Below are 15,952 nucleotides of genomic sequence, written 5' to 3' on the forward strand. Positions count from 1 at the left end.
TTACTCCTAGTTTTGCTGACCAATAACGCTGACAATTCGAATTTGTTTATCATCGGGAATTTCCTGATAGGACAATACCCGCAGCCCCGGAATGGTGTACTTCACGAATCGTGCCATGACTGAGCGTAAAATTCCTGACGTTAGCATGACGGCACTTTCACCATTTAATTCCTGGTTCTGATGTGCCTCCTGCAGTGATTGTTGGATCCTGTCAGCCAGCCCCGGCTCAATGCCGGCACCGTCGTTGCCCGCCGCCTGCATAGACTGATGCAGCATTTGCTCAAGCTCAGGGGCAAAGGTAATCACCGGGATTTCGTTCTTGCTGCCCACCACTTCCTGGACAATTAACCGGCGCAGCGAAATCCGGCAGGCTGCCGTCAGCACATCGACATCCTGACTTTTACTGCCGTATTCAACCAGAGTCTGGACAATGGTTCGCATATCACGGATTGGCACCCCTTCCTGCAACAGGTTCTGCAGCACTTTTACGACGGTAGTCAGCTGCAGTACGTCCGGTACCAGCCCTTCCACCAGTTTCGGTGAATGCTTAGCCAGCATATCCAGTAAATTCTGTACTTCTTCATGGCCCAGTAAATTGGCGGCATTATTGGTTAAAATCTGGCTCAGGTGGGTGGCGACAACGGTGGCGGCGTCAACAACGGTATAACCGAGTGTCTGGGCATGCTCGCGCTGGTCTTTACTGATCCAGACCGCTTCCAGGCCAAAGGCCGGATCTTTGGTGGCCACACCTTTAAGCTGACCAAATACCTGGCCGGGGTTTATTGCCAACTCGTTATCGTGGCGCAGTTCACCCTCACCGCTGGTCACGCCCATCAGCGCGACCCGGTAACTGTTCGGTTCTAAATCAAGGTTGTCGCGAATATGCACCGGTGGTATCAGAAAGCCCAGCTCCTGTGACAGTTTTTTGCGGACGCCTTTGATCCGGTTCAGCAGCTCGCCACCCTGGGCTTTATCTACCAGCGGAATTAAACGATACCCCACTTCCAGGCCAATGGTATCAACGCCCTGGACATCATCCCAGCCAATTTCTTTGACCGGTTGCACCTGGTTATCTGCAGTGGGCGTGGTATTTTTTGTTACCAACTCGGCCTGCACCCGCACCGCTTTTTTGCGGATAAACCAGGCTGTACCCCCAATCAGTGCAGCAAGGCTTAAAAAGGCAAAATGTGGCATGCCCGGTACAACGCCCATCAGAGTCAGCACGCCTGCGGCGATAAACAACACATGGGTGTTATCACTAAGCTGAGCGGTCATTTGCTCGCCCAGATCACCGGATTTATTCTGGCGGGTAACGATAATAGCGGTACCAATAGACAGCAACAGTGACGGAATTTGTGCCACCAGGCCATCACCAATGGTTAACAGGGTATAAATTTCCATGGCATTGCTGAAGCTTAAATCATGCTGCAGCATACCGATAAACAGCCCGCCAATTAGGTTAATCACCAGAATAACGATACCGGCGATGGCATCACCTTTTACGAATTTACTGGCACCGTCCATTGAGCCATAAAAATCGGCTTCATTGGTGACTTCTTCACGCCGGGTTCTGGCTTCATCCTGGGTGATCAGGCCGGAGTTTAAATCAGCATCAATCGCCATTTGCTTACCGGGCATTGCATCAAGGGTGAAGCGGGCTGACACTTCAGCGATACGACCGGCACCTTTGGTCACTACCACGAAGTTGATAATGATCAGAATTAAAAATACCACGATACCCACGGCATAGTTGCCGCCAATTACTACTGAGCCGAATGCTTCAATCACTTTACCGGCCGCATCACCGCCGTTATGGCCTTCCAGCAACACCACCCGGGTACTGGCAACGTTCAGTGCCAGGCGCATAATGGTCGCAACCAGCAGTACGCTGGGGAATATGCCGAAATCGAGCGGCCGCAAGGTGTAAATGGTTACCAGCAATACCACCAATGCCAGCGCGATATTAAAAGAGAATAAGGTATCAAGCAGAATGGGCGGTAACGGCAGTACCACCATTGCCAGCGCGGCCAGAATAAGCAGCGGTGTGCCAAGCCCTTTCATAAACGACAGTTTTGATTTATCAAAATTGTGAAAATACTGAACAAACTGCATGGCGTACCTAACAAATTATTGGCGCTTAACGCGGGGCTTAAGCAGTATCAGCAAAAACCATTCCATAACTGTAAATAGCCGGCGCAGAATAAAAAGGGTCAGAGTGATTTTACAGAAAATCACTCTGACCCTTTTTATTTTTGGCCGGGGTTAGTGGCGGTAATCGGCAGGGATAGGTAACTCTCTGGCCAGGGTTTTCGGCCGGCTGCCTTTGCCTTTTCTATACATTTTCAGCTGATACACATAGGCCAGTACCTGGGCAACAGCGGCGAACAGTTGCTCCGGGATCGGGTGATCCAGTTCAGTGGTGTAGAAGATTGACCGGGCCAACGCGGGCGACTCGATAACCGGTACCTTATGCTCATTAGCAATTTTCCGGATATGCATGGCCACTTCATCGACGCCTTTGGCAACCACAACAGGCGCCCGAAACTTACCCTGATCATACTTTAATGCCACTGCAAAGTGGGTGGGGTTGGTGACTATGACATCGGCTGTTGGCACTTCCTGCATCATCCGTTTCATTGACATTTGCATCTGGGTGCGGCGGATCCGGGCTTTAATTTCCGGACTACCTTCCGAGTTTTTATGCTCGTCTTTTATCTCCTGCAAACTCATTTTCAGCTGCTTGATATGATTCCACTTCTGATAGGGTGCATCGACCATGGCGATAATAGAAACACTGCTGCACAGCCCCAGGAACAGCCATGCCAGAATATACAGCGCCGATTCTATATTGTTCGGCTCACTCATCAGTGACAGCGCCATAATGTCCATAAAGAAAAACTTCAGCAGTAAATAAGCCACGGTAACCACTACCGCTACTTTTAAGATACCTTTAACCAGTTCTACTAACGCCTGTAAGCCAAACATCCGCTTAAAGCCTTTTAACGGGCTCATTTTGCTAAGCTTTGGCCCGGCTGCCTGCCAGCTGAAATTAAAACCTCCCAGTAAACAGTTACCGACAAAAGCCGCGACCAGAATAAAGGCAAAAATAGCGGCCAGTGGTGGTAGCAATTCCTGCCCTACCGCGCCCCATGCGGTAAACATCGAGTTGGTGTCAAACATGTCTTTCTGATTAAGGCTCATCATCCGCTGGCCGACATTCAGCACACCGACTGCCAGCATTTTGCCAAACATCAGCATAGAAGCCGCACTGGCGATAAGCACAAAAGCCGTGCCAAGGTCTTTTGAGCGGGCTATCTGGCCCTTTTCCGCTGCGTCTTGCAGCTTCTTGGGCGTGGGCTGTTCGGTTTTTTCGGCGCCGGAATCTTCTGCCATGGGTCAGCCTCCGTTAACAGCCAATAAGCCGGCAGCTGTAATCTATCGCATGCTGCCATTGCTTATCGTAGTGGAATAAAAAGGTATCCAGCGTCAGCCATAAAATCAGTAAACCTGACAACATGGTAATAGGGAAACCTATTGAAAAGATATTTAACTGCGGCGCGGCGCGAGTCATGATACCAAAGGATAAATTGACAACCAGCATTGCGACTATTGGCGCCAGGGCAATGGCCAGCGCTGTTGCAAACATCCAGCCACCAAATTCAACAATGGTCCAGTAACTGCTCATTTCCCACCACTGGCCATTGATCGGTAAGGTTTCAAAACTGAATATCAGCATCTGGATCATGATCAGGTGACCGTTGAAAATGAAAAACAGCAAGGTGGCCAGGATCAGATAGAACTGACCAATAGCCGGTACACTAACGCCGCTGGAGGGGTCAGCCAGAGACGCAAACCCCAGGCCGGTCTGAGTAGCGAGCAGCTGCCCGGCAATGACAAAGGTGGTGATAAACATTTGCGAGATGAAACCCAGAGCAAAGCCAATCATGATCTGAAAAAACACTTCGACAAACATCGCGGCTGACATTAAGTCAGGCGACGTCACCGGCGGCAGCATTGGCATTGCTGCCAGAGTAATCATAACTACCAGACCGGTTTTAATCCGCATTGGAATATTGCGGGCACCAAGCCCGGCCATAATCATCAGCATACCGGTTACCCGACACAGCGGCAGCAGAAAATCTGCAATGCCCTGCATTAAGATGCCCAGCGGATACTCCATCAGTTCACCACAGTCGGAATACTGAGAAACAACTCATGGGTGTAGTCCATAATCACCCGGACGAACCAGTGACCGCCGAAAATCAGCGCCAGTAGCGTCACAATTAACCTTGGCAGAAAACTTAAGGTTTGCTCGTTAATGGATGTCGCCGCCTGAAACACCGCGACGATTAAGCCGACAAACAGTGATGGCAAAATAATGGCACTGACCAGCAGTATCACGATAAACAATGCATCACGCAGCACATCGACAAAAACCTCAGGACTCATGTGCCTACTCCGTAACTTGTAGCGAGGGTACCCATTACCAGGATCCAGCCATCCACCAGTACAAACATCATCAGTTTAAACGGCAGGGAAATAATCATCGGTGACAACATCATCATACCCATTGCCATCAACACACTGGCTACCACCAAATCGATGATCAGAAACGGAATAAACAACATAAAGCCAATCTGAAATGCCGTTTTTAATTCGCTGGTGATAAAGGCCGGAATAACGACGGTCATTGGATAATCCTGTGGCTGCTCTAATACCTCAATACCGGCAATCTGGGCAAAGGTATCCAGATCTCTTACCCGGGTTTGATGCAACATAAAAGCTTTTACCGGCACAATCGCCGCATCCAGCGCCTGGACCGGGGTAATGGATTCATTTAGATAGGGTTGAATAGCCTGCTCGTTAACTGTCTTGAATACCGGCGCCATGATAAAAAATGTCAGAAACAGGGTAATGCCAATTAACACCTGATTAGACGGGGTTTGCTGCAAACCAATAGCCTGGCGCAAAATGGCCAGCACGACGATGATCCGGGTAAAGCTGGTCATCATAATCACCATTGCCGGAATAAAACTCAGCATGGTCATTAACGCCAGCACCTGCAGCGTTACACTGTACTGCTGCGTACCATCATCATTAGTGGTGACGGTTAAAGCCGGCAATACACTGTTATCTGCCAGCACTGCAGGGCTGAGTAACAGCAACAACAAACACAGCAATCGCAACATAAAAACTTACTTTTTCAGGAATGATTGCAACTGTGTATGAAAGTCTGATGCCAACTTTGTTTCAGGAAGGGAATTTTCTAACTCAAACAGCATATTGATGCTTTGTGGTGTTACACCCAGCACCCGCTGTTTTCCTTGTATTTCAATAACTAAAAGCCGTTCCCGCTGCCCCAGCGGCACCGAGCAAATAACTTTAACATGCTGACTGCCAGGCAGGCGCAATGTCAATTTTTTGAATAACCAGCCAAGAGCAAATACCAGCAGCAATACTGCCGCCAGAGAAATGGCGATTTTAGTCAGACTCAATCCCCCTGCCGGACTGCGCTCTGCAGGCAACTCCTGGCGCTGAAACGGTATGCCCTGGCGTGGTTCCGCAGCTGTTGTTGCCTGAGCGACAGACTCTGTCGCCGTTTCATCAGCAGTAGCGGCTTGCGGTACAGCTTGTGGCGGGGGCACTGGCTCTGCCTCGCTTTTCGGATCAGCTTCTGGATCAGCTGTTTGCTCAGTTTCCGGCGCTGCAGCTTCAGTAACCTGCTGTTGCCCGGTTGCAAACGAGGGCGATGTTGCAGCCAGCGCCGTGATCAGCGCCAACGCCAGTAAGATCCGGTCCGGGGTTATTGATATTGACTGCATCAGCGTAACTTTTTAATCCGTTCTATCTGGCTAATGACATCTGTCAGGCGAATACCGAATTTATCATTCACTACCACCACTTCACCATGCGCAATAAGGGTACCATTAACCAATACATCCAGCGGCTCACCGGCCACCCGCTCCAGTTCAACCACTGAACCCTGGTTTAGCTGCAATAAATTCCGGATACTGATTTTTGCCCGGCCCACTTCCATAGAAATAGTAACCGGGATATCGAGGATGGTATCAAGTTTACGTTGCTCATCCACAGTGATGTTAGATTTCTCATCTCTGAGCTCTTCCAAATCAACGGCTTTGGCATCGTCAGTGCCCTCAGCTTCGGCCATGGCTGCAGCCCATTCATCCATCGTATCTTTATCGTCTGCCATCGTCTTATCCTCTGTCCCGCTCTGTTAAATTCAGATCGGCTTCTAATTCTGAAATATCTGCATCGCTGTCCAGGCGTCTGCCACCTTTAGTGAACACATGAAGTTCAGACTTTACCGACTCCGGCCGCCTGATTTTTTCAATAATTTTCAATGCTACGTTTTCACGTGACCGGCCCAATTTGGCCCGGTAGGTTGGTAAATCTTCAATTAACACCGTAATGTGATCAGGTATTTCTACCGGAATAATATCGCCTGCTTTCAGTTCCATCACTTCTCTGAGGGTCAGATCAACATCCAGCATTTTGGTCGACAAATCGACTTTAACATCCATAATTTCATCACGCAGCGCCTTACTCCAGCGTAAATCAGTATCTTCTTTATCGCTCTGTACTCCGGCATCCAGCAGCTCGCGAATGGGTTCGAGCATTGAATAAGGCAACGCCACGTGAAAATCGCCGCCACCACCGTCCAGTTCAATATGAAATGAACTGATCACCACGACCTCGGTCGGGCTGACGATATTTGCCATCGCCGGATTAACTTCTGAATCCAGGTATTCGAATGAGACATCCATCACCGGGGCCCAGGCTTCTTTATAGTCTTCAAAAATAAGTTTCAGCAGCATCTGAATAATCCGCCGCTCGGTCGGGGTAAATTCCCGCCCTTCAATTTTGGCATGGTAGCGGCCGTCACCCCCGAAGAAGTTATCTACCAGAATAAACACCAGTCGCGCTTCCATGGTAATTAAACCGGTCCCTTTTAATGGCCGGAACCGCACCATATTCAGACTGGTAGGCACAAACAACGTATGGACATACTCACCAAACTTAATCATCTGCACGCCGTTTATCGATACTTCAGCAGTGCGGCGCATCATATTAAACAGACTGATCCGCATATGGCGGGCAAAACGCTCGTTGACCATTTCCAGAGTAGGCATCCGACCACGGACAATACGATCCTGCGACGAGAAATCGTATTCCATAGTAGACCGGCCCCGGCCATCACCGCCGTCGTCTATTTCTTCTTCTTCGACGTCATCAACACCATGTAACAGCGCATCAATTTCATCTTGCGACAATAAATCGGTCACGTTAGCTCACTCTTATTGCATAACAAAACTGGTGAAAAGTACCTCTTCCACCACCACAGACCCGGCAACTTCCAGCAAGGCCTGCTGTAAATCGCTGAGGGCTTTGTTTTTTAACGCATCTTTACCCGTGGTGGTGATCAGCTCATCGGCATTGGCGCTGCTGAAGGCCTCCAGCAAACTTGCCTCAATCAGCGGAATGTGCCGCAGTGCCAATGTTTCATTGTTACTGCCGCGCACCAGCAACTGAACTTTTATCTGCACCAGCCGATCCCGGGCTGATCCCGGTACATTGAACACAAAGGGCCTTGGCATTGCCACATACAGCGCGTTACCCTCAGGTCCGCTGGGCCTGTTACCGTCGCCGGCCTCAGCAACTGTACCTTCATCATTGCTGGCTACTGGGTCAGCGCTTTTCGCGCCCAGAAAATAGAAGTAAGCGCCTGCAGCCAGCACCAACACCACTACCACAGCGCCACCCAGCATAAGTATCTTTTTCAGGCCACTTTTGCCTTCAGTCAGCTTTAAATCACCATCGGCTGCCATTTTCACTCCGTCAATTTTCTGATTACTGGCTATTATGCTCACTGGCCACAGCCAAAGTAAATTGGCCGTGGCAATTCATGCCTGACTCAGCCTTAATTTACGCATAATAATCAACTATTCGTTCACTAAGCTTAACGTCTAACTGCACCGCTGTCGCCTGTTCTTCAGTATGCTGCTCGCTGCCACCCTGACCATTACCCGTCTGACCATCGCGCCGGGCACTGGCCTGACTGTCACCCTGACGTTGCTGCTGTACCTGCCCTTCACCTAACTGAATGCCTTGCTGTTGCAGCATTTCCCGCAACCGTGGCATCTGTTGCTCTAACAATTCTTTGGCATGTTGTTGCTGGACAATAAATTGCACAGATGCCTGCTCCTGCTGCAAATTCACTCTGATTTGCATCTGGCCTAAATCCGCCGGATCAAGCCGTATTTCAGCAACGTGAATATTCTGGCGCACCATCAGGTTAATCCGCTCGTTGAGCTGGCCGGCAGCATTTTGTGCCAGTAAATTGACCTGTTTCAATTGCTCCGTAACCGATTTATTGACACTTTGTGCTGTTGTTCGCTCAGTTGCTTGCCGGGTAACGGCCACTGTTGCTGCATCTAATCTTGCAAAGGCGGCTTCGCTCTGGTTTTGCGCTGCCGGACTGAATACGCTGCCAAAACCGCTTAATGCTGATTCAGCGCGGGCGCCCGGCGGGGTTGTACCGGCGTCAACTTTCACTTGCTGATTCATTGTATCAGGGTCAGCCAGTTGTGCCTGTTTTGACTGAATAAGGCTATCAGCCGAACCGCTCCGTTGTTGCTTCGCCTGCGATGATTCTGCAACTGCAGCAGCACTGGCTAATACGCTTGCTGGTGCACCATCACCTGTCGTGTTGGCTGCGTTGTCTGTATTATCAAAAATTGTCGCCGCAGCTTGTGGGCCGGTTTCCTGCTTTATAACCTCAGATGTCTGGGCAGCAGGGCCTGGCTTGGCTGCTTCGCGCATTTCGGTTGCAGCTGCCATAACCACCGCAGTATCTGGCCCGGCCAACGTCGCCGCAGCTGTCTGCGCAGCGGCGGTGGTTGGGGCATCAGAGCCAGAAATAACTGTCGCAGCCGGCTGCGCGGTTGCAGGCTCTGTTTTCGCTGCAGCTGTTGCTGCTAATTTGCTGCTGTCAGCCTGGGCCGAAGCCGGAACGGCTGCCTGTTTATTGTCAATGTTATCGCCATCTTCTGCGACAGCAACAGCCGGGACAGCACTTTGCTCAGATCTGGCTTGCTGAATCTCCCCGGGTTTAGCACTGATTTGATCCTGACCAGCGGCAGAAACGTCTTTGTCGGCAGCAGCTGCCATTGCCGGTCCGGCATCACTGTTCGAAGCGGCAGATTTTAGCTCAGCCGCGTTGGCACCGGTTGGCTGACTGGTGTTTTCAGCCGGCTTTTTCAGCTGTTCAGCATCGCTACTGTCTGCTGTCTCTGCTGCGGCTTCCGGGTATACCGGCAGGATAAACCAGGCACCTTTACTTAGCTTTTTACCGTCTTCAGTAGCGGCATTGTCAACCGTAGCTGTTTCATCGCTCAGGGCTGTTTCATCGCTCAGGACGGTCTTATCGCTTAACTCTGTGTCGCCAGTCAAAGCGGCTTTATCGGTCGCATCAGCCTGAGTATCGGGGTTTGCCTGAGTTTTGGCAGAGGCTTCAGATGTCAGCTGCAACCGGGTCTGGCTTGCCAGATCGAGCATTCCCAGCAGATTGCTGACATCGCTCTCATTGCTCAGTATCAGCTCAGCGTCAGGTGGAATAACGGGATGCAGGGCATTGTCTGGCCGGCCCGCTGGCAATCCCACCATGCTGGCCATTCGTTTGCCTTTACCGCTAATGCTAAAAGCGGCAATACTTTGCCTGTCTGTGGTTAGCTGCGCGCCGGATTGCTCGAGAAAGCGCCCAAATTGTTTTGCGCCGGCGGAATCATCCATTGCTGCGCCCGCCTGATGAGCAACAGGCTCTGCGCCTGCGGTTCCGGGGCCGGAACTTGAAACAGAAAATGACAACAATGGGTTCATCTGGGTCTCCTGGTTGTGCTACGGGTTCACAACTGAGCAAGGGGTTGTAGTGCTATTAATTAAGTTTTAATACAAAAATCGCGCCAGTTTTAAATGTCAGCTCGATCATTGTTGCTGGTTAAGTTGCCGGCGATAAAATTGCTGACCGGCGTATTCATCACTCAGGTTTTGCTGCTGGCGTTCAAGTAACTGTAACGCTGCTGCATCTGAGCGCTCAACTAACAGCTCCAGTGCCTTACGTTTAGTTTGCATTTTTAACCAGCTTTGTTTGCGCTGCTCTGCTGCGGCTTTCGCCTGATGAACCACTCTGGCCTGCTGCACCAGCGCCTGGTCTAATTTGCCGATAAAATTGACATACTGACTGTACTGACGGCTTTGCAGGCCCTGACTACCCTGACGCTGACTTTGCTGAATATACTCGGTACGGTAATTGGCCAGCCCCTGATATTTTTGCTCTGCCTGCTGAAAATATTGTTGCGCTTTAATAAACTGAGCCTGCAAATTATCTTCGCGTTCACGCTGCACTTTGATAATTAAACTAAAACGATGTGCTGCCATCAGCCGGCCATTCGCTGGGCAGGAGCTACCTGACTCAGCGCCACTAAACTGTCATCGTAGGGCACCACATCGTGCATGCCCTGTTGCAGAAAGGTTTTAATTTTTGGCATCAGGCCAATGGCCTGATCCAGCAACGGATCGCTGCCGCGCACATATGCACCAATAGCAATTAAATCTTTGCTTTGCTGATAGCTGGCATACAATTGTTTGATTGTGCGGGCAAGCTGCTGATGCTCATTGCTGGTTACCGCAGGCATTACCCGGCTGATCGATTTTTCGATATCAATGGCCGGGAAATGACCACTGTCGGCAAGACTACGGGACAGCACGATATGACCGTCCAGAATGGCCCGGGACGCGTCAGCTATCGGGTCCTGTAAATCATCACCCTCTGATAACACCGTATAAAAGGCCGTTATCGAGCCCTGATGGCCGCTACCGTTTCCGGCCCGCTCAACCAATGCCGGTAATTTGGCAAATACCGAAGGTGGATAACCCTTGGTGGCTGGCGGTTCGCCCACTGCCAGGGCAATTTCCCGCTGCGCCTGGGCATAGCGGGTTATCGAGTCAATCAGCAATAATACATCCAGTCCCTGATCGCGAAAATACTCGGCGACCTGCACCGCCGTTTCGCACCCTTTCAGACGCATCAATGGCGATACATCGGCGGGTGCGGCAATAACCACCGCGCGTGCTTTGCCTTCTTCACCCAGAATTTCATCAATAAACTCTTTTACCTCACGGCCACGCTCACCGACCAGCCCGACCACAATGACATCGGCTGCGGTACCCCGGGTCATCATGCCAAGTAACACACTTTTGCCGACGCCACTGCCGGCAAACAAGCCCATTCGCTGGCCTTTGCCTACGGTGATAATACTGTTAATGGCCCTGACACCAACATCGAGCGGCTGTTTAACCGGTCGGCGCAATAACGGGTTAATCGGTTTGCCTTTGCCTTTACTGAACTCAGTTGCGCTAATCGGTCCCTTGCCATCCAGCGGCTTGCCGACACCATCAATCACTCTGCCGAGCAAATTCAGGCTCAAAGGAATACCTTTATATTGGATAACAGGGGTAACACGGGCACCAGGCACAACCCCGGTTATATCGTCCTGCGGCATCAGAAATAACCGCTCATTGGCAAAACCAACCACTTCGGCCAGAATAGCCCCGCGGGCACTTTCCACCAGACAAGGCTGACCAATGGCAGCCCGACAGCCCGTCGCCTCGAGCGTTAAACCAACCACCCGCACCAGATGGCCCGATACGGCAGGTAAAGACGGATGAATATACTGCTGCTGTTGCTGCAGTTTGGTAAGCAAGCTGCTGCGCTCAGTCATGCGGTTTGTTATCCGGAGCGTGCTGCTCTGTAGTCGTTTTAGCTTCAGTTTTAGCTTCAGTTTCAGCCGCTAGCGCCGGCTCTGTCGATACAACATCAACTGAGCCGTCAGCGGCTTCAGCTAATTGCAGAAAATGTTCCAGAGTGCTCTGCACTCGCTGGGTTAAACTACGATCAACACTGGAAGACTCACTTTCAATCAAACAGCCGCCTTGCTCAACCAGTGGCTCAGTGCGCAGCTGCCAGCCACGCTCGGCTAATTCAGTGTCATTATAATGGCGCTTAACACAGGCGATATCTGCCGGGTTAAGTTTAATAACCAGCTTGCTGCTTTGCAGTGGCAATGCGCTGATGGCTTCTTGCAGCGCCTTTAATATCACTTGTGGATTAGTGGTCACTTCAACATTAATAACCGCTTTCGCCATTGCCAGGCTTAGCTGCACCAGCTCCTGTTCAACCCGGTTGTCAATTTTTGCCAGCGGCTGCTGTAACTGGTCCAGCAAAAGACTTAATTCAGCCCGCAGCGCATCCAGCTCTGTTGCGCCATCTGCCAGACCCTGCTTTTTACCTTCGGCCAGGCCTTGTTTAAAACCATCCTGCTGGCCTTGTTCACGCCCTTCACTGTAGCCTTTGGCAAAACCTTCTTCTTTTCCCTGCTGCATACCTTCATCATGCGCGGCCTGGCGCATTTGCTCGATATCATCAGCCGTCAGTGGCTTAACCACTAACTCTTCTTCTGCCTGCTCAGCCTTTGAGGTTCTGACCTCTGGCCGGTGCATATTCAGGGCATTGGTCCGGGTGTCCTGTGCATAAGCATCGGCGGTTAAGTCCGGCGTCGGCCAGTGCTTTACCTGCTCTGATGCTTCCGGATCCGGAGAATATGGCCGGTTACGATTAAAGGCGCTTTTGGTCATTGTTAATTCCGCTGCCAGCTACTGCCAGTCTGTTACAGGAAGTCTTCACCACCACCACCACCCAGCATAATTTCACCGGCATCTGATAAGCGACGTGCGGTAGACAGAATTTCTTTCTGGGCGGTTTCCACTTCACTGACCCGAACCGGCCCCATCGCTTCTAAATCATCCTGCAGCAGCTCAGCCGCCCGTTTCGACATATTTTTCAGGATTTTCTCTTTCAGATTCTCGTCGGTTCCTTTCAGCGCCTTCATCAGCACATCCTGCTGAATTTCCCGTAACAGCACCTGAATACCGCGATCATCGACATCGACCAGATTTTCAAACACAAACATCAGATCCTGAATTTGCTGCGCCATTTCTTCGTCATGCTCACGGATCGAATCCATTAACTGACCTTCCATATTGGTATCGAGGTAGTTCAGGATATCGGCCGCTGCTTTTAAGCCGCCCATTTTCGCGGACTGGGTACCCGCCTGACCAGCAAATTGTTTTTCCATAATTTCGTTTAGTTCCTGTAATGCTGCCGGTTGTACTTCTTCCAGATTAGCGATACGCATCGTTAAATCCAGCCGGACTTTCTCTGAAAACTGCGACAAAATTTCAGCTGACTGCTCCGGTTCCAGATAGGACAACACTATTGTCTGAATTTGCGGGTGCTCATTGCGGATAATATTAGCCACCTGTTTGGAATCCATCCATTTCAGTGAATCAAGCCCTTTGGCTCCGCCGCCTAACACTATCTGATCAATCAGATTGGCCGCCTTTTCTTCACCCAGTGCTGCCGTCAACGCCCGTTTAATAAATTCTTCACTCTGGAAGCCTATGGTGCTGAAGTTCTGGATCTGCTCGATAAACAAACGATGCACAGCCGAGATCTTGGCCTGATTTAAATCAGTCATCTGCGCCATGGCCAGGCCGACTTTTTGCACCTGTTTTGGCTCCAGGTGCTTTAAAATCTGGGCGGCATCTTCTTCCGATAAGCTAAGCAGCAAAATGGCGGCTTTTTCAACACCATCCAGCTTGCCGACATCAAAGCTGGGTTTCTCTTCTATTTTATTATTCATCTTCAGCCAACCAGTTTTTCACTACCAGAGAGGATAACTCAGGTTCATTGGCTACCAGTGCCCGAACCGCCCGCAGTAAATCTTCATCACCGTGCAGGTCTGGCAGCATTAAGGTGCCGTCTGGTGCAAAGCCTACTGCGTTTTCATCAAAGGTTGAATTTAGCATATCTATGGTGTCATCACCCAGATCTAAACCACTGCTCAGGGCTTTGTCATCATAGGCATCATCTGTTTGCTCAGGGTAAATCAGTTTTTTCAGCATCGGCCGCACTATGCCCAGCATCAGCGCGATGATAATAATGCCACCAATCAGCAAACGCAGGATCCGTAAAAACCATTCTTCCTGATAAATTGCCAGCGGTTCTTCTTCCAGCAAGGCTTCGCGGACAAACGGCACTGATATCACTTCTATAGTATCACCGCGCTGGGCGTCAAAACCAATGCCGCCCTGTAATAACCGGCGAATATTGGCCAGCGATTCCTGAGTACGTGGCTGCGGCTCGCTGACACCCTCGGCATTGGGCTCGCCAGGTTCATAATCCACCGCCACCGACACTGACAAACGGCGGATTACCCCGCTTTGCTGTGAGGTATGGCTGATGGTGGTATCCAGCTCATAATTGCGGGTTGCTTCTTTGTGGCTGCGCCCCGGAACCACCGGCCGGGCATTACCGCCTTCAGCTTCTTCCGGGATAGTTGAATTAAGCGGCGGCTGGTTAGACAAAGCACCGGGAATACCCGCACTGCCGCCGCCGACACTGCTTTCTTCAATAGTCATTTCACTGCGAATTGCCGGTAAGTCAGGATTAAAGCGTTTCTGGGTTTGTTCAACGGCGGTAAAGTCCAGCATCAGGTCTACCTGAGCAGTATAATTGCCATAGCCCAGTACCGGCAGCAGAATTGAATCAACTTTCTGGCGGTATTCATCTTCACGAGCGCGTTGCAATTCATGTTCCCGACGTGAACGGGCAGCACTGCCGTCCTGGGAACCACTGTTCAGTAAGCGGCCGCTTTGATCGGTGACCGTCACTTTTGAAGGCTCCATCCCCTGCACAGCGGAGGCAACCAGATCAACGATGGCATCCACTTCACTGTCGCGGATGACGGTGCCGCCGCGCGCCGTGACCAACACGGTCGCCGACGGCGATGCGGCCTGACGGGCAAATACATTTTCTTTTGGAATAGCCAGCAATACCCGGGCGCGGGCAACGCTTTGTAACTCTTCGATGGTGCGGGCCAGCTGCTGCTCACGGCTATGTTTCAAGCGCTCCATTTCCAGGCGCTGACTAACGCCGAAGCCACTGTCCTGCAATAAAAATTCGGTACCAGCTGATGGCTCCTGAGTTAAACCGGCGCGGGACAAGCCCAGTTTTACGGACTGGTATTGATCTTCGGCGACATAAATCACGTTGCCTTCAAGCTTATAATCAACTTGCTGCGCATCTAAATGGTCAAGGGTCTGAATAAGTTCCTGGGTGGCATAAGTGCCCAGTGGCCGCATTTCTGCCTGCCGGGCCCAGAAAAAAATTAATACTGCAATAACCAGACAAATAACCAGGGCAATCATCAGCGTGACCTGACGCATCATATCTACGCCGCCAATCGCTCCCAGAAAGCCTGATTTCTGCTCCTGTGACTCTGAATTATTTGAGCTATTATAGTCACTTGGGCTTATTGCCAGCTCTGTCGATTGATTATCTGCCACGTGCTACCCCTTAAACCGGCATTGACATAATGTCTTTATACGCTTCAACCATTTTGTTGCGTACCTGTACTGTTGCTTCAAACGCCAATGACGATTTTTGTGCAGCGATCATAGCCTGAACCAGCGATACATTAGGATCACCCATTTCTACCCGGGTGCGCAGCTCCCCGGCTGCTGCCTGCACATTATTTACGGTTTTCAAGGCATCTTTGAATAAGGTACTGAACTCAGACTGGCTGGGATTTACCTCTGCCAACTGATTAACAGGTTTGATGTCGGCCGACAAACTGCGGGCCTGGCTGGCCATCGATTGCATTTGGGCGTATAACGCCTGACCTTTAATGTTCATAGCTGTACCCTGTCTTAAAAAGCCTTGCGAAAATATCGGGTGTCAAATAATTGCCAACGTGCGGCTGCAAGGATACTAAGCAGGAGTTATGCCACATTTATATGGCTGTTTTTAAACAAC

General features: G+C 50.7%; 16 protein-coding genes. All 16 read right to left on the bottom strand.

From position 1 onward, the window contains the following. Positions 1-6: 6 nt before the first annotated feature. The 16 genes from flhA to fliE all read right to left on the bottom strand — a co-directional run bounded on the left by flhA (position 7) and on the right by fliE (position 15,832). Positions 7-2,112, bottom strand: a complete 2,106-nt coding sequence (gene flhA, locus R3187_RS12885; protein WP_318967461.1) for a flagellar biosynthesis protein FlhA — start codon at positions 2,110-2,112, stop codon at positions 7-9. Between the two features lie 150 nt (positions 2,113-2,262). Further along, on the bottom strand, positions 2,263-3,393 hold the full coding sequence (flhB, locus tag R3187_RS12890; protein ID WP_318967462.1) for a flagellar biosynthesis protein FlhB: 1,131 nt from the start codon (positions 3,391-3,393) through the stop codon (positions 2,263-2,265). A 13-nt stretch (positions 3,394-3,406) separates the two neighbouring features. Continuing rightward, positions 3,407-4,180, bottom strand: coding sequence for a flagellar biosynthetic protein FliR (fliR, locus tag R3187_RS12895; RefSeq protein ID WP_318967463.1), 774 nt, complete (start codon positions 4,178-4,180; stop codon positions 3,407-3,409). Further along, a complete protein-coding gene (gene fliQ / locus R3187_RS12900) occupies positions 4,180-4,449 on the bottom strand; it encodes a flagellar biosynthesis protein FliQ (protein ID WP_318967464.1) in 270 nt (89 codons plus the stop codon). Before fliQ ends, fliR begins: the two co-directional genes overlap by 1 nt. Next, entirely contained in the window at positions 4,446-5,189 is a 744-nt protein-coding gene (gene fliP, locus R3187_RS12905) for a flagellar type III secretion system pore protein FliP (RefSeq protein ID WP_318967465.1), read from the bottom strand. The genes fliQ and fliP overlap by 4 nt, the downstream gene beginning before the upstream one ends. Positions 5,190-5,195: 6 nt before the next feature. Then, positions 5,196-5,822 carry a flagellar biosynthetic protein FliO gene (fliO, locus tag R3187_RS12910; RefSeq protein WP_318967466.1) on the bottom strand — a complete coding sequence of 209 codons (627 nt, stop codon included), beginning with the start codon at positions 5,820-5,822 and terminating at the stop codon, positions 5,196-5,198. Beyond that, positions 5,822-6,211 (bottom strand): flagellar motor switch protein FliN, encoded by a 390-nt coding sequence (gene fliN / locus R3187_RS12915; protein ID WP_318967467.1) that lies wholly within the window; start codon positions 6,209-6,211, stop codon positions 5,822-5,824. The genes fliO and fliN overlap by 1 nt, the downstream gene beginning before the upstream one ends. A gap of 4 nt (positions 6,212-6,215) precedes the next feature. Beyond that, positions 6,216-7,304, bottom strand: coding sequence for a flagellar motor switch protein FliM (gene fliM, locus R3187_RS12920; RefSeq protein WP_318967468.1), 1,089 nt, complete (start codon positions 7,302-7,304; stop codon positions 6,216-6,218). A 12-nt stretch (positions 7,305-7,316) separates the two neighbouring features. Next, positions 7,317-7,889 (bottom strand): flagellar basal body-associated protein FliL, encoded by a 573-nt coding sequence (fliL, locus tag R3187_RS12925; protein WP_318967469.1) that lies wholly within the window; start codon positions 7,887-7,889, stop codon positions 7,317-7,319. Between the two features lie 55 nt (positions 7,890-7,944). Next, entirely contained in the window at positions 7,945-9,897 is a 1,953-nt protein-coding gene (locus R3187_RS12930; protein ID WP_318967470.1) for a flagellar hook-length control protein FliK, read from the bottom strand. 105 nt (positions 9,898-10,002) lie between these two features. Further along, positions 10,003-10,455, bottom strand: coding sequence for a flagellar export protein FliJ (fliJ, locus tag R3187_RS12935; RefSeq protein WP_318967471.1), 453 nt, complete (start codon positions 10,453-10,455; stop codon positions 10,003-10,005). Further along, positions 10,455-11,798, bottom strand: a complete 1,344-nt coding sequence (gene fliI, locus R3187_RS12940) for a flagellar protein export ATPase FliI (protein WP_318967472.1) — start codon at positions 11,796-11,798, stop codon at positions 10,455-10,457. Before fliI ends, fliJ begins: the two co-directional genes overlap by 1 nt. Continuing rightward, positions 11,791-12,711, bottom strand: coding sequence for a flagellar assembly protein FliH (gene fliH / locus R3187_RS12945; protein WP_318967473.1), 921 nt, complete (start codon positions 12,709-12,711; stop codon positions 11,791-11,793). The genes fliI and fliH overlap by 8 nt, the downstream gene beginning before the upstream one ends. A gap of 32 nt (positions 12,712-12,743) precedes the next feature. Next, positions 12,744-13,778: a flagellar motor switch protein FliG gene (fliG, locus tag R3187_RS12950; protein WP_318967474.1), complete on the bottom strand. Its 1,035-nt coding sequence runs from the start codon at positions 13,776-13,778 to the stop codon at positions 12,744-12,746. After that, positions 13,771-15,483 carry a flagellar basal-body MS-ring/collar protein FliF gene (gene fliF / locus R3187_RS12955; RefSeq protein ID WP_318967475.1) on the bottom strand — a complete coding sequence of 571 codons (1,713 nt, stop codon included), beginning with the start codon at positions 15,481-15,483 and terminating at the stop codon, positions 13,771-13,773. The genes fliG and fliF overlap by 8 nt, the downstream gene beginning before the upstream one ends. Positions 15,484-15,493: 10 nt before the next feature. Continuing rightward, positions 15,494-15,832: a flagellar hook-basal body complex protein FliE gene (gene fliE, locus R3187_RS12960; protein WP_318967476.1), complete on the bottom strand. Its 339-nt coding sequence runs from the start codon at positions 15,830-15,832 to the stop codon at positions 15,494-15,496. Between the last annotated feature and the right edge of the window lie 120 nt (positions 15,833-15,952).

The organism is Arsukibacterium sp. (genome assembly GCF_033721375.1).
Classification (GTDB): domain Bacteria; phylum Pseudomonadota; class Gammaproteobacteria; order Enterobacterales; family Alteromonadaceae; genus Alishewanella.